Below are 17,275 nucleotides of genomic sequence, written 5' to 3' on the forward strand. Positions count from 1 at the left end.
CGGCGCCCCTTTCGCACCGCACCGGCCGGAGTCCTCACGCGGCCGCGCCGGCCGCACCTCAGCGCGACGGCTCCCAGCCGCGCCGGGGGGCGCGGGAGCCGGTCGGCTGCTCGTCGCGGCTGCGGTAGACCACGTACGGCCGGGTCAGGTAGCCGACCGGCGCGGTGAGCATGTGCACCAGCCGGGTGAACGGCCAGATCGCGAACAGCAGCAGCGCGCTGAGCGCGTGCAGCTGGAACAGGACCGGCGCGCCCGCCATCAGCTCCGGGTCCGGCCGGAAGTAGAAGATCGACCGGAACCACGGCGAGATGGTGGTGCGGTAGTCGTAGCCGCCGCCGACGACGTTGGCCGCGACCGTGGCGGCCAGGCCGAGCACGATCGTGACGGCCAGCACCGCGTACATGAGCTTGTCGTTGCGGGTGGTGGCGGTGAAGACCGGGCCGACGGTGCGGCGCCGGTAGATCAGGATCGCGAGGCCGCCCAGCGTGGCGATGCCCGCGATGGTGCCGAGCACCACCGCCACCACGTGGTAGACCTCCTCGGTGACGCCCGCCGCCTCGGTCCAGCTCTTGGGGATGACCAGCCCGCCGATGTGGCCGAGCAGCACCACCAGGATGCCGAAGTGGAACAGCGGGCTGCCGATGCGCAGCAGCTTCGACTCGTACATCTGCGACGAGCGGGTCGTCCAGCCGAACTTGTCGTAGCGGTAGCGCCAGACGTGGCCGACGACGAACAGCGTCAGGGCCACGTACGGCGCCACCACCCACAGGATCACATCGAGCGCGTTCACCGGGATGCCTCCAGCACGGCGTAGGGTTCCAGTCCGACCTCCTCGGCGGGCGGCCCCTCGGCCGCCAGCCGCAGCGCGGCCTCCTCATCGCGCGGGCTCGCCGGGCCGAGCGTGGCCAGCACCGCGGCCACCACGCCGGCGTACGGCGAGCCCTCGGCCTCCAGCGCCCTGCGCAGCAGCTCCAGGCCCGGCCGGTTCTCCAGCAGCAGCCGCCGGGCCTCGCGCACGGCGCCGCGGGCCGACAGCTCGCACACCACCGCCACGTGGTCGGGCAGCTCCCCGTCGGCGAGCTCGAAGCCCGCGGCGCGGAAGGCGTGCTTGAAGCGGAGCAGCGCGGCACCGCGCTTGCGGGTGTCGCCGTAGGAGTAGTACGTCAGGTACGGGCAGCAGCGCCGCTTGAGGTCGAACGTCGCCACGTAGTGGGCGGCCAGCTCGGCCTGGCCTGCGGCGTCGAGGTGGGCGAGGAAGGCCGCCAGCCGGTCCCGGACCTCCCCGCCGGGCAGGGCCTCCACCGAGCCGGCCAGCACCGGCCGCGCCGCGTACAGCGTCTCGTCCGGATAACCGAGCAGCACCGAGGCCACCATGTGGGCGGCGCGCAGCTGCCCCTCGTCGAGGCTCGTCATGACTCCTTCTTCTCCCCGTTGCCGTTGCCGTTCGGGAACAGGCCGTCGGGGGTGCCCTTGCCGTCCCAGTTGAGGAGGTTGACCCGGCCGCGCAGCTCGTTCGCCTCCTCCAGGTCGTCGGCGCGCTGGCGCTCCTTGAGCGCGTGGAAGTTCTCCACCGCGATCGGGGCGGGCCGCCCCGAGGCCTCGCCGAACGGGCCGCCCATGCCGGGCCCGCCCTCGTAGTCGAGGCTGCAGCCGCTGCCCAGCGCCAGCTCCTCCAGCTGCGCGCCCTGCTCGGCGTGGGCCTTGGGGATGACGTAGCGCTCGCCGTAGGGGGCGATGGCCAGCAGCCGGTGCATGTCCTCGATGCCCTGGCCGGTCATGCCGACCGCGGTCGCGATCGACTCCTCGCGCTCCTGGCCGAGGTTGACGCGGCGCATGTAGGAGCGCATCGCGGCCAGGCGGCGCAGCACGGCGCGCACCGGCTCGGGGTCGCCGGCGGTGAACAGCTCGGCCAGATAGCCGATCGGGATGCGCAGCGCGTCGATCGCGCCGAACAGGTTGCCGGCGTCCTCGCCGTCGTGGCCGGTCTCGCTCAGCACGTCGACGACCGGCGACAGCGGCGGGATGTACCAGACCATCGGCATGGTGCGGTACTCCGGGTGGAGCGGGAGCGCCACCCCGAACTCGAAGATCAGCTTGTGGACGGGGGAGCGGCGCGCCGCCTCCAGCCAGTCCTCCGGGATGCCGGCGGCCCGGGCCTCGGCGATCACCGCCGGGTCGTGCGGGTCGAGCATCACGCTCTTCTGCGCCTCGTACAGGTCCTTCTCGTCGGCGACGGAGGCGGCCTCGGTCACCCGGTCGGCGTCGTAGAGGACGATCCCGATGTAGCGCAGCCGGCCCACGCACGTCTCCGAGCAGACGGTGGGCAGGCCCACCTCCACGCGGGGGAAGCAGAACGTGCACTTCTCGGCCTTGCCGGTGCGGTGGTTGAAGTACACCTTCTTGTACGGGCAGCCGGTCACGCACATCCGCCAGCCGCGGCAGCGGTCCTGGTCGACCAGGACGATGCCGTCCTCGGAGCGCTTGTAGATCGCCCCCGACGGGCAGGAGGAGGCGCACGAGGGGTTGAGGCAGTGCTCGCAGATGCGCGGCAGGTAGAACATGAACGCCTGCTCGAAGGAGAGCTTGACCTGGTCGGAGACCTTGCGCAGCACCGGGTCGGCGGTCGCCAGCTCCGGCGCCCCGGCCAGGTTGTCGTCCCAGTTGGCGCTCCAGCTGATCTTCGTGGGCTCGCCGGTGATGAGCGAGCGGGGCCGCGCGACCGGCGTGTCGGCCTGCATCGGCGCGGTGAACAGCCGGTCGTAGTCGTAGGTCCAGGGCTCGTAGTAGTCCTGGATCGACGGCATCAGCGGGTTCGCGAAGATCGAGAACAGCTTCTTCAGGCGCCCGCCGGCCTTCAGCTTCAACCGGCCGCGGGCGTTGAGCTCCCAGCCGCCCTTCCACTTGTCCTGGTCCTGGTAGGTGCGGGGGTAGCCCTGCCCGGGCCGGGTCTCGACGTTGTTGAACCACACGTACTCGGTGCCGGCCCGGTTGGTCCACGCCTGCTTGCAGGTGACCGAGCAGGTGTGGCAGCCGATGCACTTGTCCAGGTTCATCACCATGGCGAGTTGGGCCATGACGCGCATCAGTAGTCGACCTCCTGGTTGCGGCGGCGGATCACGGTGACCTCGTCGCGCTGGTTGCCCGTCGGCCCGAGGTAGTTGAACGCGAACGACAGCTGGGCGTAGCCGCCGATCAGATGGGTCGGCTTGATCAGCAGGCGGGTCAGGGAGTTGTGGATGCCGCCGCGCCGACCGGAGACCTCGCTCTTGGGCACGTCCACCACCCGCTCCTGCGCGTGGTACATGTACACCGTCCCGACCGGCATGCGGTGCGAGACGATCGCCCGGGCCACCACGACGCCGTTGCGGTTGACCGCCTCCACCCAGTCGTTGTCGCGCACCCCGGCCCGCGCCGCGTCGTCCGGGCTCATCCAGATGGTCGGCCCGCCCCGCGACAGCGACAGCATCAGCAGGTTGTCCTGGTACTCCGAGTGGATGGACCACTTGGAGTGCGGCGTCAGGTAGCGCACCGTGATGCCGGCCCCGTCGATGCCCTGGCCCTCGCCGGCCGAGCCGATGGCCGGCTCGCCGAACATCGCGGTCATGTTCAGCGGCGGCCGGTAGACCGGCAGCGCCTCGCCCGCCTCGTGGATCCAGTCGTGGTCGAGGAAGAAGTGCTGGCGGCCGGTGAGGGTGTGCCAGGGTTTGCGGTGCTCGACGTTGATGGTGAACGCCGAGTAGCGGCGCCCGCCCGTCTCGCTGCCCGACCACTCCGGCGAGGTCGTCACCGGCACCGGCCGCGCCTGCGTGTCGGCGAAGGTGATCTTCTTGTGCTCGTCGGCCAGCCCGTCGAAGCTCGTGCCGGTACGGCGGGCCAGCGTCGCGAAGCCCTGCGCGGCCAGGTGCCCGTTGGTGGTGCCCGACAGCCGCAGGATCGCCTCGCACATGTCGACGTCGCGCGCCAGCGAGGGGCGGCCGTCGGCCACGCCGCCGCGCACGGTGCCGTTCATCCGGCCCAGCTGCTCGACCTCGGCGCCGACCTGGAAGGTCAGGCCCTTGGTGGTGGTGCCGAGCCTGTCGAGCAGCGGCCCGAGCGAGGCCATCTTCTCGGCGACCGCGCCGTAGTCCCGCTCCACCACGACGATCTTCGGGAAGTTCCTGCCCGGCACGGGCACCGTGCCGCTCGCCCGCCAGTCGTCGACGACGCCGTGCGGATTGGCGAACTCGTCGGGGGTGTCGTGCAGCAGCGGCACCGCCACCAGGTCCTTGCGCACGCCCAGGTGCGTCTTCGCCAGCGCGCTGAAGGACCGGGCGATCGCGGCGAAGGCCGCGAAGTCGGTGCGGGTCTGCCAGGGCGGGTCGATCGCCGGGGTGAAGGCGTGCACGAACGGGTGCATGTCGGTCGAGGACAGGTCGTGCTTCTCGTACCAGGTGGCGGCCGGCAGCACGATGTCGGAGAACAGCGTCGTCGACGTCATCCGGAAGTCCAGCGACAGCAGCAGGTCGAGCTTGCCCTGCGGCGCCTCGGGGTGCCACGTCACGTCGCCGGGGCGCTGCTCCGCGCCGGCCTCCTGCGCCCGCACCGAGGAGTCGGCGCCCAGCAGGTGCCGCAGGAAGTACTCGTTGCCCTTGGCCGACGAGCCCAGCAGGTTGGCCCGCCACACCGTCAGCACGCGCGGCCAGTTGGCCGGGGCGTCGGGGTCCTCGCAGGCGAAGCCGAGCTCGCCGGAGGCGACCTGGGAGGCGATGTACGGTCCCGGCTCCTGCCCGGAGGCGGCGGCCTGCTCGGCCAGCTCCAGCGGGTTGCGGTCGAACGTCGGATACGACGGCATCCAGCCCATCCGGGCCGACTGCGACAGCAGGTCGGCGGTGGCCCTGCCGGTGAACGCGCCGGAGGAGGCCAGCGGCGAGGAGACCACGTCGGCGCTGTAGGTGTCGTAGCGCCACTGGTCGGTGTGCAGGTACCAGAAGGCGGTGCCGATCATCTGCCGGGGCGGGCGCGACCAGTCGGTGCCGAAGGCCATGTGCGCCCAGCCGGTGATCGGGCGGCACTTCTCCTGGCCGACGTAGTGCGCCCAGCCGCCGCCGTTGACGCCCTGGCAGCCGGTGAGCGTCGTCAGCGACAAAAACGCCCGGTAGATGGTGTCGGAGTGGAACCAGTGGTTCGCCCCCGCCCCCATGATGATCATGGATCGGCCGCGGGAGTCCTCGGCGTTGCGCGCGAACTCGCGGGCGATCTTCACCGCCTGCGCCGCCGGCACGCCGGTGATCGCCTCCTGCCAGGCAGGCGTGTACGGCTGGGACGCGTCGTCGTAGGAGACCGGCCAGTCCCTGCCGGCCGCGCCCCCGGGACCGCCGGGCCCCTCGGCGGCCGGCCCGCCCGCGCGGGAGGCGCCCATCGCCCGGCCCACGCCGTACTGGGCGAGCATCAGGTCGAAGACCGTCGTCACCAGCCTGCCGGCGACCTGCCGGACCGGTACGGCGCGGCGCAGCACCCCGGAGCCGTCGCCGCCGCCCTGGTCGAAGCGGGGCAGCAGCACCGTCACGGACCGCTCCCCGGACAGGCCCAGCATCGGGTCGACGCCGCCGAGGTCGAGGTTCCAGCGGCCCTCGCCCTCGGGAGAGTAGCGGAAGCCGAGCGAGCCGTTGGGCACCACCGGCTCGCCGGTGGCCGCGTCGACGAGCACCGTCTTGAACGCCGCCTCGGCGCCGTCCTCGCCGAGGTCGGCGGCCGTCAGGAACTTGCCCGGCACGTAGGCGCCGGCGGCGACGGCGGCGTCCCCGCCGCCGTCGCCCTCGCGCCGCTCCAGCGTCACCAGGAACGGCAGGTCGGTGTGGCGCTTGACGTAGTCGGTGAAGTACGGCACCTGCCGGTCGACGAAGAACTCCTTGAGGATCACGTGCCCCATCGCCATGGCCAGCGCCCCGTCGGTGCCCGGGTGCGGCGCCAGCCACTCGTCGGCGAACTTGGTCGCGTCGCTGAAGTCGGGGCTGACCACGACGACCTTCTGCCCCCGGTAGCGGGCCTCGGTCATGTAGTGCGCGTCCGGCGTGCGCGTCACCGGCACGTTGGAGCCCCACAGCATCAGATAGGCCGCGTCCCACCAGTCGGCCGACTCCGGCACGTCGGTCTGGTCGCCGAAGACCTGCGGCGAGGCCACCGGCAGGTCGGCGTACCAGTCGTAGAACGACAGCATGGTGCCGCCGATCAGCGAGACGAACCGGGCGCCGGAGGCGTGCGAGACCATCGACATGGCCGGGATCGGGGAGAAGCCCGCCACCCGGTCGGGACCGTAGGCCCTGATGGTGTGCACGTGCGCGGCAGCGATGATCTCGGTCGCCTCGTCCCAGGTGACGCGGACCAGCCCGCCCTTGCCGCGCGCCGACTGGTAGCGGCGGCGCTTGTCCGGATCGGTGGTGATCTCCGCCCAGGCCGCCACCGGGTCGCCCAGGCGCGCCCTCGCCTCCCGGTACATCTCCACCAGCACGCCGCGGGCGTAGGGGAAACGCACCCGGGTGGGGGAGTAGGTGTACCAGGAGAAGGCCGCGCCCCGGGGGCAGCCGCGCGGCTCGTACTCCGGCCGGTCGCTGCCGACGCTGGGGTAGTCGGTCTGCTGCGACTCCCAGGTGATGATCCCGTCCTTGACGTAGACCTTCCACGAGCACGAGCCGGTGCAGTTCACCCCGTGCGTGGAGCGCACCACCTTGTCGTGGCTCCACCGGTCCCGGTAGAAGGTGTCCGCCGCCCGGCCGCCGATCTGGTGCAGCGTCCGCAGGTCGTCGGAGACCGCTCCCGGGCGCAGGTGCCGGCCCAGGCGCAGTAACGCGTCGCTGACCGGACCGTCCATGCCCGCAGTCATGTGTACTCCTCTATCTTCCGTCACAAGCCAGACATCCCCGTCTCACGTGCTTGATCACCTCATCGGCCGGAGGAATCCGGGCGGCGGCCGTGCGGTCGCGACGCCCCACGACACCGGATGCCCGATGCGGCACGCCCATCCTTGTGGGAGCACATATCCCGACCTCAGGGTCTTTAGTCCCTCTGATGAGGCCCAAAGGGCCAAAGATCCAGGTTGGGATCGGTTCACCCCGGTTCCGGCTCCCGCCGGGCGGGGACTACGGCGCGGTGACCGTGAACAGGCCGTGCGCGCCGGCCTCGGCGTGGCGCATCGTGTGGTCGACCACCGGATAGGTTCCCGGCTCGGGGAAGACCAGCTCGGCGAAGCCGCCCTGCGCCGGAGCCAGGTCCAGCACCTGCGCCCCGCCCGCGTCGCCGGAGCGCAACCGGTAGGAACCCTCCTTGTAGACGGTGTCGAACGGCGCCCCGACGACGTGCAGCGCGGTGCCCGAGTCCGGCCCGGCGGCCACCGCCCAGATCCGCACCCGCTCGCCGGCCTTCGCCTCCAGCGGCGCGTGGTCGTAGCCGGCGGCGGTGCCGTTGAACATCCACCCGTCGGGCCGGCCCTCCCGCAGCCGGGCCACCTGGGCGCCGCCGCCCGGCTCGCCGAGGTACAGCTCCCCCTGCACCAGCAGGTACTCGCGGTCGGCCCGAGGCAGGCCCGGCGGGTCGATGACCACCGCCCCGTACATGCCCGCGGCGATGTGCTGGCTCATCGGCATGGTCGAGCAGTGGTACAGCCACGCCCCGGCGTGCCCGGCCCGGAACCGGTAGGTCAGCCGCTGCCCCGGCTCGATGGTGCGCATCACCTCGTCGGGGGCGTTGGCGCCGGCGTGGAAGTCGATGCCGTGCCCCATGGTGCCGCCGTTGACGAAGGTGACGGTGAACACGTCGCCGACCCTGCCGCGCAGCACCGGCCCGGGCACCGTCCCGTTGAACGTCCACATCCGCTGCCGCACCCCGGGTGCCACCTCGAGCACGGCCCGGTCGTCGACGCGGATCTCCACCTCGTGCTCGGCGCCGCCGGGCGCCGGCTTCAGCGCCGCGTCGTACGGCCGCCAGCCGGGCGACACCGGCGCGGCCAGGTCCAGGCCGGGCTCCGCGCCCCCCGCTGTGCCGTTCCCCGTGCCGTCCGCGGCGCCGGGAGAGGCGTGCGCGCCGTGCCCGCCGCCCGCGGCGCCGGCGCCGTCAGGGGCGGGCGCGCCGGACGGCTGGGCGGCCACACCGGTCGGCGCGATGCGCACCGTCATACCCGCGGCGCGGTGCCCGGCCACGGTGCACCAGCCGTCGACCGCCCCGCCGAGCGGGGCGAGCGTCAGCGTGGCGCTCTGCCCGGCCGCCAGCATGGGGGTGCGCTCACCGGTGGACAGCCGCAGGTCGTGCCGCTGACCGTCGGTGTTGGTGACGCGCAGCGTCAGCACGGTGCCCGGCGCCGCCTCGATCACCGACGGCCGGACCCGCATCCCCGACAGCGTCACCTCGACCGTCCTCGCGCCGGTCGCGGACACCGGCGCGGCCGGCGCGGAGTCCTGGGTGACCGCGACGACGACCGCGCCGGCCGTCAGCAGGCAGGCGGCCACCACCCCGGCCAGCGCGGGCGAGGCGAGAAAACGACGCTCGGGGCGCTCGGCCGCCGCCGAGCGCACCAGCGCGGTCACGGCCAGCACGACGAACGCCACGGCCGAGGCCAGCACCAGCGCCCAGCCCAGCAGGGTCAGCGCGTCCGGCACCGGCAGCGCCAGCAGCGGCACCCCGGCGTTGAGCGCGGCCAGCCGGACGGGCCAGCCGCGCTCCAGCAGCGCCGCGTTCCGCTTGAACGCGGCCGGGCCGCCGCCCAGCACCGCCGGGAGCAGGTGCAGCAGCGACCCCAGCAGCACCTGGGCGACGAACCCGGCCAGCACCAGCGGCAGCAGCGGCTCCAGCGCGGCCGCGACCTCACCCGCCGGACGGGTCGCCACGACCACCATGTCGGCGGCGAGCGCGACCTCGAACCAGACGATCGCGGCGCCCAGCATCCAGGCGGCCCCGGTGTGCGGGCGGCGGGCGCGCACCGCCTCGGCCAGCGGCACCAGCGCCGCGCCCGCCCCGGCCGCGTACGCCGCCAGCCCCGCCACCGAGACCCAGCGCGCGTCCGCCAGCAGGCCCCCGGCCAGCAGCGCCAGCCCGGGCACGGCCAGCCGCAGCCCGGTCAGAGAGGCCCTGCGGGTCCGCTCCGACATGCGGGTGCGCAGCACCGTCGGCCAGAGCGTGAACAGCGTGCCGAGCACGGTCAGGCCGACCCAGCCGAGCAGGTTCACCTGGGCGTGCGCGGCGTGCATGCGCTCGTGCAGGGCTCCGGAGGCGGCGGAGCCGGCGTGGACGGTCATCAGGGCGCCGAGGGTGCCGCCGGCCGCCAGCGCGGCGGCCGCGCTCACGTACCAGGCGACGACGTGGCCGAACCGGCCGGGCAGCGCCCGCCGCACCAGGCCGACCAGCGCGGCGGCGTGCCAGAGCACGACGGCCACGACCACCGCCGCCCCGGCCGCGGCCACCGGCCACGGCCCGGCCGCCACGCCGTACAGCACGGCCACCGTGCCGGCGTTGAGCAGGCCGAGACGGGCCAGGCTCCACCGCGGTTCGGGGCTGGGGGCGCGCAGCAGCGCGACGGTGAAGTGCTCGCTCCAGATCAGGATGGCGGTGCTGACCGCGCCCAGCAGGAAGACGTGGATCAGCAGCCAGCGCGGCGCCGGGAGCACGTCCCCGGCCAGGGCGGCGGCGACCGTCAACGCCAGCCACGCCACCACGAGCGCGTTGGCCCGCAGGTGCCAGGGGGCGCGGCGGCGCACCGGCCCGGTGGGCGGCCCGGACGGGCCCTTGCCGAGACTGATCTGGACCGGTGTCACTTCGGGTGCCTCTCAGGCCGGGAACGGAGCGCCAGGACGGCGGCGCAGCAGGCGAACGACAGCAGGGCGATCTCCGACAGCAGGCCGCCGGCCGTGCGCACCGCGCCGGCGCCGGCCAGGTCCCCGGCGACGCGGACGGCCACCGCCGCGTGCAGCAGGGCCAGCGGCGCGTACAGCACCGGCCGGTACGGCAGGCGGATCCGCAGCACGGCGGGCAGGATCACCGGGGCGTGACCGAAGACCATCGACATGACGAACCCCAGGAACAACGCGTGCAGCGCCGCGTCGTAGGAGTAGGAGCCGGCCGCCAGGCCCGTGGCCGCCCACAGGATCCCGGCCGCGGCCAGCCAGCCGTACCCGGCCAGCAGGCAGACGGCCGCGTACCGGGACAGCCCGCGCCCGCGCACGGTGCGCCGGGCCACGTCGCAGACGGCCAGCCAGGCGGCCACCGCGAGCAGGCCCGCCCCGGCCAGGCGCGCGCCGGCCTCCGGCTGCCAGGCCGACCAGAGCGCGCCGGCGCCCAGCAGCGCGGCCGCGCCGGTCAGGGCGGGCGCCGCGGCCGGCCGCAGGGCGGCGACGTGGGCCAGCTCCAGCCTCTCGGCGGCGATGGTCAGCACGTGGAAGGCGGCGATGAGGGCGACCAGCTCCGCGACCGGCCGGCCGGCCAGCCACAGCAGCCCGGCGGCGTACCAGGCCAGCGCCCCGGCCAGCTGCAGGAGCGTCTCGCGGCTGACGCGGCGGCCCAGCAGCGCCAGGTAGATCCCGCACAGCCAGGCCGCGCCGGCGGTCAGCGCCAGCCGGCCGGGCTGCTCGGCGCCGGCGACCAGCAAGAGCGCGCCCAGCCCGGAGAGCGCGGGGGCGGCGTACCCCCACGGGCGGTTCAGCGCCACCGCGCGCTCGAGGCCGATCAGCGTGCCCAGGAAGCCCAGGGCCATCAGCGGGCCGTGCTCGCGGGGCAGCGCCTCGGGCGCGGGGGCCGCGGGCAGCAGGAGCGCGAGGCCCCCGTAGAGGCCGGCGAGCAGGGCGACGGCCGCGCCGGCCAGCAGCGGCAGCCGGGTGACGGCGGGGCGGGGCCGCACCCGGGCGGGCGGGCCGGCCGGCGGCGGACCGGCCGCGGAGAGCGGGCGGCGGTCCGGGTCCGGCTCTCCGGGGCGCGGCGGCACCGTCGTCTGTTCTGTGGGCACGGCCGTTCTCTCCGCAGGTCGTCGGCTGGCCGCCGCGTGGGCGGCGGATCCGCTTCACGGTAACCGGGGGCGGGGCGGCCGGGAGGGGGCTCAAGGGCCGTGGCCGTAGGGACCAAGGTCCTCCGCCGGCCCCCGGGACTCCTCCGGGTGGCTCCTGCGGTCCTTCCGGTCCGGCCCCGCCCGTTGGGGCCCACCGCACAACCCATCACACAGAGAAAACCGCCCTTATGTCCATATATGGGACTTTCTCCCCTGGGGTCGGGGACCAGCGGCCCTTCACCCCCGCGGCGCCCCGGACACAGGCTTGGTCGGCCGGGAGGCCCGGACGGCGGGCCTCCCCACGTGACGGCACCCCCTATGACGGCACCCCTTTTTCCGCACGGAGGACCTGATGAACGACCTGCGCGGCCTGACGACGCTGCTGCTGGGCACCGTCGGCGTCGCCGGCCTGACCGCCGGAGCGGTCATGACGGCCCGCGGCCTGCAGGGCCGCGGCCAGATCCGCGACGAACTGCTCCGCCAGAAGATCACCTTCCCGGACAAGGGACTGCCCGACGGACTGGAAGCGCACGCCGGGCGGCAGGTCAGGACCGGCCCGCAGGCACGAGCCTTCTCCGAGGTCATCGGCCGCAACGTGCGCCGCGCCACCGCCGGACGCACCTACTCCGAGATCAGCGCCGACCTGCACGCCGCCGGCGGCGAGGACGCCGAACTCGCCGAACTGCGCCAGACCGCCTTCATGGGCGAGACCCTGCGCGCCTCGCTGATGAGCGCCTACCAGGCCTGGCAGGTCACCTCCCTGGCCATCGGCCTGGGAGCCGTGCTGATGGGCGCCGGAGCGGCCTTCGTCACGATCGGCGCGGTGCTGTCGGGCGAGGAGTGAGCAGCGGCGAGCCGGCGCCGGCCTCGGCTTCCCGGACGGGCCGCCGGACGACGACACGGCCGCCGACGTCGTCGGCCACATCCTCGGCACCCGCCGAGGCGGAAGGACCCCCCATGAGCGAACAGACCACCGCCGGACAGGCCACCACTGAACAGGCCACCGCGGCACGCAGGCCGCCCCGGCCGCTGCGCCACGTCCACCGCGACCCCGCCGCCGCCCCGTTCATCGTGATCTGGGAGGCGACCCGGGCCTGCCCGCTGGCCTGCCGGCACTGCCGGGCCGAGGCCCGCCCCGACCGCGACCCCGCCGAGCTGACCACGGCCGAGGCGGCCGGCCTGATGCGCCAGATCACCGCCTTCGGCCGCCCCGCCCCGCTGTTCGTCATCACCGGCGGCGACCCCTTCGAACGGCCCGACCTGTACGAGCTGATCGCCGAGGCCCGCGCCCTCGGCCTGTCCCCGGCCGTCTCCCCGTCGGCCACCCCCGCGCTCACCCCCCGGAGCCTGGCGCGCGTACGCGAGGCCGGCGCCTCGGTGATCTCCCTGAGCCTGGACGGCGCGAGCGCCGCCCCGCACGACGCCTTCCGCGGCTTCGGCGGCGTGTTCGACCGGACCCTCGACGCCTGGCGGGCGGCCCGCGACGCCGGCCTCAAGGTCCAGGTCAACACCACCGTCAACCGCACCAACCTGACGGACCTGCCCGGCATCGCCCGCCTGGTCCACGAGTACGGCGCGCTGCTGTGGAGCGTGTTCTTCCTCATCCCCACCGGCCGGGGCCGCGCCCTGACCTCGCTGACCGCCCGCGAGACCGAGGACGTGCTGAACTTCCTGTACGACGTGGGGCGGACCGTCCCGGTCAAGGCCACCGAGGCCCACCACTTCCGCCGCGTCGCCCTGCAGCGCCACGTGCTGGCCGAGCGCGGCGCCGACCACGAGCGGGCACTCGGACTGGGCCCCCTCTACCGCGACCTGCGCGAGCGCGCCCTGGACACCGGCCTCATCGGCGCCGAACGCACCCGCCGCCCGCCGATCGACGTCAACGCCGGCCGCGGCCTGGTGTTCGTCTCCCACACCGGCGAGGTCTCCCCGTCGGGGTTCCTGCCGCTGACGGCCGGCAACGTGCGCGAGCAGCCGCTGACGGACATCTACCGGACCTCCCCGCTCTTCACCGCGCTGCGCGACACCGGCCGGCTGACCGGCCGGTGCGGCGCCTGCGAGTTCCGCGCCGTGTGCGGCGGCTCACGCTCACGGGCCTTCGCCGTCACCGGCGACGTGCTGGCCGAAGAGCCGTGGTGCGCCTACGAACCCGGCAGCTTCCCCTACCCGCGGGAGCTGGCCGGCCTGCTGTGAACGGCCACCGGGGCCGTCCCGCACGACGGCGCCCGGCCCCCGGGGAAGGGGACCGGGCGCCGGTCGCGGAAGACGGCGCTCAGCCGGGCTGCGTGAGCCGGCGCCCGGAGACCTGCTCGGTGGCGATGACGATGAAGTGGTCACGGCTGCCCGGCGCCCACGGCGTCAGCGGCAGCGCCGCCAGCCGCTCGATCTCCGCCGGGTCCTCCGCGGCGCGGGCGTGCCCCACCACCGTCACCGACCAGCCGGTGCGCGCGACGGGGTCGAACTCGTCCACCTCGAACGCCACGACGGTACGGCGCGTCGCGGCGGCCAGCTTGGAGCCGACCGTCGTGCGGATGACGATGTCCTCCCCGTCCAGGCAGAAGTTGACCGGCTGCACGGCAGGCAGCGCACGGTCGGTGAAGACGATCCGCCCGATCGGGCAGCCGGCCAGCAGGCGGATGCACTCCTCGTAGGAGAGCACCTGCAGACCGGCCGAGTCGAGTTTCATACCGTCAAGCCTGCCAGAGCCCCTGCCTGCGGAGTTAGGGGCGAAAGTCCCTTACCCCCCGCCACTGGGCCCGCCTCCGCCGACCGCGCCGGGACGCGGCCCGAAGGCCGCCGTACGGGCCGAGGGCCGCGGCACGGGCCGCAATGCTTGATCATCCGGGGACCTTGGCCCCTATATGATCATGGGAAAAGCGGGAACTGTCATCCCCATGGAGAAACTGCAGCGAATCGACGCCTACTGGAGAGCCGCCAACTACCTGTCCGTCGGGCAGATCTACTTGCTGGACAACCCCCTGCTGACCGAACCGCTCGTCCCCGAGCACATCAAACCCCGCCTGCTCGGCCACTGGGGCACCACCCCGGGACTGAACTTCTGCTTCGCCCACCTCAACCGGGTCATCGCCGAACGCGACCAGGAGATGATCTACATCGCCGGCCCCGGGCACGGCGGCCCCGCCGCGGTCGCGCACGCCTGGCTGGAGGGCTCCTACACCGAGAAATACCCCCACATCACCCAGGACGCCGGCGGCATGCGCAAACTGTTCCGGCAGTTCTCCTTCCCCGGAGGCATCCCCAGCCACGTCGCCCCCGAGACCCCCGGCTCCATCCACGAGGGCGGCGAACTCGGCTACGCCCTCGCCCACGCCTACGGCGCCGCCTTCGACAACCCCGGCCTCGTGGTCGCCTGCATCGTCGGAGACGGAGAGGCCGAGACCGGACCCCTGGCCGCCAGCTGGCACTCCAACAAGTTCCTCGACCCCTACCGCGACGGCGCCGTCCTGCCGATCCTCCACCTCAACGGCTACAAGATCGCCAACCCGACGGTCCTGGCCCGCATCCCCGAAGAAGAGCTCGTCAAGCTCATGGAGGGGTACGGCTACCGCCCCCACATCGTCGCCGGCGACGACCCCGCCACCATGCACGAACTGATGGCCCGCACCCTCGACACCGTCTTCGACCAGATCGCCGAGTTCAAGAACGGCGAGGCGAAACGACTCCCGATGATCATCCTGCGGACGCCCAAGGGCTGGACCGGCCCCCGCGAGGTCGACGGCAAACCCGTCGAGGGCACCTGGCGCTCCCACCAGGTCCCCATGGGCAACGTCCGCGGCAACGACGACTACCGGCGGCTGCTGGAGCAGTGGATGCGCTCCTACCGGCCCGAGGAACTGTTCGACGCCGAAGGCCGCCCCGTACCGGAGATCCTGCAGACCGTACCCGCCGGGCAGCGCCGGATGAGCGCCAGCCCGCACGCCAACGGCGGCGAGGTCCTGTGCCCGCTCGCCCTGCCCGACTTCCGCGACTACGCCGTCGAGGTCAAGGCGCCCGCCGGCCAGCAGAGCGAGCCCACCCGCGTGCTCGGCGCGTTCCTGCGCGACGTCATCGCCGCCAACCCGCACAACTTCCGGCTGATGGGCCCCGACGAGACCGCCTCCAACCGGCTGTCGGCCGTCTTCGAGACCACCGACCGCGCCTGGAACGCCGAGACCCTGCCCACCGACGAGGACCTGGCCCCCGGCGGCCGCGTCATGGAGGTCCTCAGCGAGCACCTGTGCCAGGGCTGGCTCGAGGGCTACCTGCTGACCGGACGGCACGGCCTGTTCAACTGCTACGAAGCATTCATCCACATCATCGACGCCATGTTCAACCAGCACGCCAAGTGGCTGGACGCCTGCCACGACATCCCCTGGCGCCGCCCCGTCCCCTCGCTCAACTACCTGCTCTCCTCCCACGTCTGGCGCCAGGACCACAACGGCTTCAGCCACCAGGACCCCGGCTTCCTCGACGTCGTGGTCAACAAGAAGGCCAACGTCGTGCGCGTCTACCTGCCGCCGGACGCCAACACCCTGCTCTCGGTCGGCGACCACTGCCTGCGCTCCCGCGACTACGTCAACGTGATCGTCGCCGGCAAGCAGCCCGTGCTGGACCTGTTCACCATGGACGAGGCCATCTCGCACTGCACCCGCGGCCTCGGCATCATCGAGTGGGCCAGCAACGACGCCGGCTCCGAACCCGACGTCGTGCTCGCCTGCGCCGGCGACGTGCCGACCCTGGAGACCCTGGCCGCCGCCTCGCTGCTCCGCCAGCACCTGCCCGACCTGAAGGTCCGCGTCATCAACGTCGTCGACCTCATGCGCCTGCAGCCGGACACCGAGCACCCGCACGGCCTGTCCGACGCCCACTTCGACGCCCTGTTCACCACCGACAAACCCGTCATCTTCGACTTCCACGGCTACCCGTGGCTCATCCACCGCCTCACCTACCGCCGCCGCGGCCACAACAACATCCACGTGCGCGGCTACAAGGAGGAGGGCACCACCACCACGCCGTTCGACATGGCCATGCTCAACGACATCGACCGCTACCACCTCGTCATGGACGTCATCGACCGGGTTCCCGGCCTGGGCACCAGCGCCGCCCACCTGCGCCAGCAGATGTCCGACGCCCGGCTGCGCGCCCGCGCCCACACCCGCGAGTACGGCGAGGACCTGCCCGAGATCCGCGACTGGACCTGGACCCACTGACAGCCCCCATCCGGGTCCGGGACACGCGCCGGCCGCACCGGGACGACCCCTCCGCGGCCGGCGCGCCCGTGCCCGCACCGCCGCCTCCGGTACGGCCCGCCACTCCCCACCGCCCGCACAAGGCACGATCATGGGGGAGAGGAGCACCCGCCGCCTCCGGGCGGCCCCCACCAACCGCGAGGACGACCACGATGGACATCATGAAACTGGCCGAACAGGCCCGCGACACCACCGCCGTCGGCCGCGTGTTCGGCGAGCCCGTCACCCGTGACGGCGTCACCGTCATCCCCGTCGCCAAGATCGCCGGCGGTGGGGGAGGAGGAAGGGGGAAGGGCGGCAGGCAGCAGGCCGGTGCACACCTCGGCGGGTCCCGCGGCGAAGGCCCCGGTCAAGGCCCCGCCGAGGGCTCCGGCGAGGGCGAGGGCGGCGGGTTCGGGCTCAGCGCCGCGCCCGCGGGAGTGTTCGTCATCAAGGACGGCGAGGTCCGCTGGCAGCCCGCCCTCGACGTCAACCGCATCGTCCTGGGCGGTCAGATCGTCGGAGTGGTGCTGCTGCTGACCATCCGCACCGTCGCCCGCCTGCTGGCCCGCCGACGCGGCAGGCGCTGACGGCCCCGGGGAACCGGGCGGATCCACCGGAGCGGGGCCGCGCGGACGGCCGGTCCCGCACCGGAGCCGCCCGGCCCCGCAACCGACCGTGCCGCCGCCGCCCCGGTGCGTCCCAGGGCAGGGGAGGGCCGAAGGTCCCGGCGGGCGGGGACCTCAGGACGGCCGGGCGGTGCCGTCCGGCTCTGGGGAACACCGGGTGCGAGCCGATGTACTGGGTGTCGTAACGAGCACACCGCCCGCACTGAAAGAGAGCCGATCATGGCCATCATCGAAGGACGCGCCCCGATCGCCGGCGCCGCCCGCACCGCCCCGGCCACCGTGGCCGCCCCCGCCGCGCTGACCCCCCGCACCCCGGCCGCCTACGCCTTCGGCGTCGCCCGCATCGCGCTGGGCTGGGTCTTCCTGTGGGCCTTCCTCGACAAGATGTTCGGCCTCGGCTTCGCCACCCCGGCCGC

General features: G+C 73.6%; 11 protein-coding genes and 1 pseudogene. 5 read left to right on the plus strand and 7 right to left on the minus strand.

All coding sequences use genetic code 11. The annotated features are described in order from the left end of the window. Positions 1 to 58: 58 nt before the first annotated feature. The 6 genes from narI to ACFOWE_RS30440 all read right to left on the minus strand — a co-directional run bounded on the left by narI (position 59) and on the right by ACFOWE_RS30440 (position 10,963). Complete coding sequence (gene narI, locus ACFOWE_RS30415) at positions 59 to 790, minus strand: respiratory nitrate reductase subunit gamma (RefSeq protein WP_377293922.1); 732 nt, start codon at positions 788 to 790, stop codon at positions 59 to 61. Beyond that, positions 787 to 1,413, minus strand: a complete 627-nt coding sequence (gene narJ / locus ACFOWE_RS30420) for a nitrate reductase molybdenum cofactor assembly chaperone (protein WP_377293924.1) — start codon at positions 1,411 to 1,413, stop codon at positions 787 to 789. Before narJ ends, narI begins: the two co-directional genes overlap by 4 nt. Further along, positions 1,410 to 3,083 carry a nitrate reductase subunit beta gene (narH, locus tag ACFOWE_RS30425; protein ID WP_377293926.1) on the minus strand — a complete coding sequence of 558 codons (1,674 nt, stop codon included), beginning with the start codon at positions 3,081 to 3,083 and terminating at the stop codon, positions 1,410 to 1,412. The genes narJ and narH overlap by 4 nt, the downstream gene beginning before the upstream one ends. Then, the gene (locus ACFOWE_RS30430; protein ID WP_377293928.1) at positions 3,083 to 6,859 is read right to left on the minus strand and encodes a nitrate reductase subunit alpha; all 3,777 of its coding nucleotides are present in this window, start codon (positions 6,857 to 6,859) and stop codon (positions 3,083 to 3,085) included. The genes narH and ACFOWE_RS30430 overlap by 1 nt, the downstream gene beginning before the upstream one ends. Before the next feature lie 256 nt (positions 6,860 to 7,115). Continuing rightward, positions 7,116 to 9,779, minus strand: a complete 2,664-nt coding sequence (locus ACFOWE_RS30435) for a multicopper oxidase domain-containing protein (RefSeq protein ID WP_377293930.1) — start codon at positions 9,777 to 9,779, stop codon at positions 7,116 to 7,118. After that, positions 9,776 to 10,963, minus strand: a complete 1,188-nt coding sequence (locus ACFOWE_RS30440) for a hypothetical protein (RefSeq protein WP_377293932.1) — start codon at positions 10,961 to 10,963, stop codon at positions 9,776 to 9,778. Before ACFOWE_RS30440 ends, ACFOWE_RS30435 begins: the two co-directional genes overlap by 4 nt. A gap of 391 nt (positions 10,964 to 11,354) precedes the next feature. Here ACFOWE_RS30440 and ACFOWE_RS30445 point away from each other — a divergent pair, with 391 nt between their 5' ends. Both ACFOWE_RS30445 and ACFOWE_RS30450 read left to right on the plus strand, forming a co-directional pair. Beyond that, positions 11,355 to 11,846 carry a hypothetical protein gene (locus tag ACFOWE_RS30445; protein WP_377293934.1) on the plus strand — a complete coding sequence of 164 codons (492 nt, stop codon included), beginning with the start codon at positions 11,355 to 11,357 and terminating at the stop codon, positions 11,844 to 11,846. Positions 11,847 to 11,959: 113 nt separating this feature from the next. Continuing rightward, positions 11,960 to 13,195: a TIGR04053 family radical SAM/SPASM domain-containing protein gene (locus ACFOWE_RS30450; RefSeq protein ID WP_377293936.1), complete on the plus strand. Its 1,236-nt coding sequence runs from the start codon at positions 11,960 to 11,962 to the stop codon at positions 13,193 to 13,195. Between the two features lie 79 nt (positions 13,196 to 13,274). Here the strand turns inward: ACFOWE_RS30450 and ACFOWE_RS30455 are convergent, their stop codons facing one another. After that, positions 13,275 to 13,688 (minus strand): pyridoxamine 5'-phosphate oxidase family protein, encoded by a 414-nt coding sequence (locus ACFOWE_RS30455; RefSeq protein ID WP_377293938.1) that lies wholly within the window; start codon positions 13,686 to 13,688, stop codon positions 13,275 to 13,277. 208 nt (positions 13,689 to 13,896) lie between these two features. On the opposite strand from ACFOWE_RS30455, the gene ACFOWE_RS30460 reads away from it, so the two are divergent. The 3 genes and pseudogenes from ACFOWE_RS30460 to ACFOWE_RS30470 all read left to right on the plus strand — a co-directional run. Beyond that, positions 13,897 to 16,212 carry a phosphoketolase family protein gene (locus tag ACFOWE_RS30460; RefSeq protein ID WP_377293940.1) on the plus strand — a complete coding sequence of 772 codons (2,316 nt, stop codon included), beginning with the start codon at positions 13,897 to 13,899 and terminating at the stop codon, positions 16,210 to 16,212. Positions 16,213 to 16,403: 191 nt separating this feature from the next. Further along, positions 16,404 to 16,820, plus strand: a complete 417-nt coding sequence (locus ACFOWE_RS30465; RefSeq protein ID WP_377293942.1) for a spore germination protein GerW family protein — start codon at positions 16,404 to 16,406, stop codon at positions 16,818 to 16,820. Between the two features lie 258 nt (positions 16,821 to 17,078). After that, positions 17,079 to 17,275: pseudogene (locus ACFOWE_RS30470) on the plus strand (hypothetical protein); the annotation flags it as partial.

This window comes from Planomonospora corallina (genome assembly GCF_042650625.1).
GTDB lineage: Bacteria > Actinomycetota > Actinomycetes > Streptosporangiales > Streptosporangiaceae > Planomonospora_B > Planomonospora_B corallina.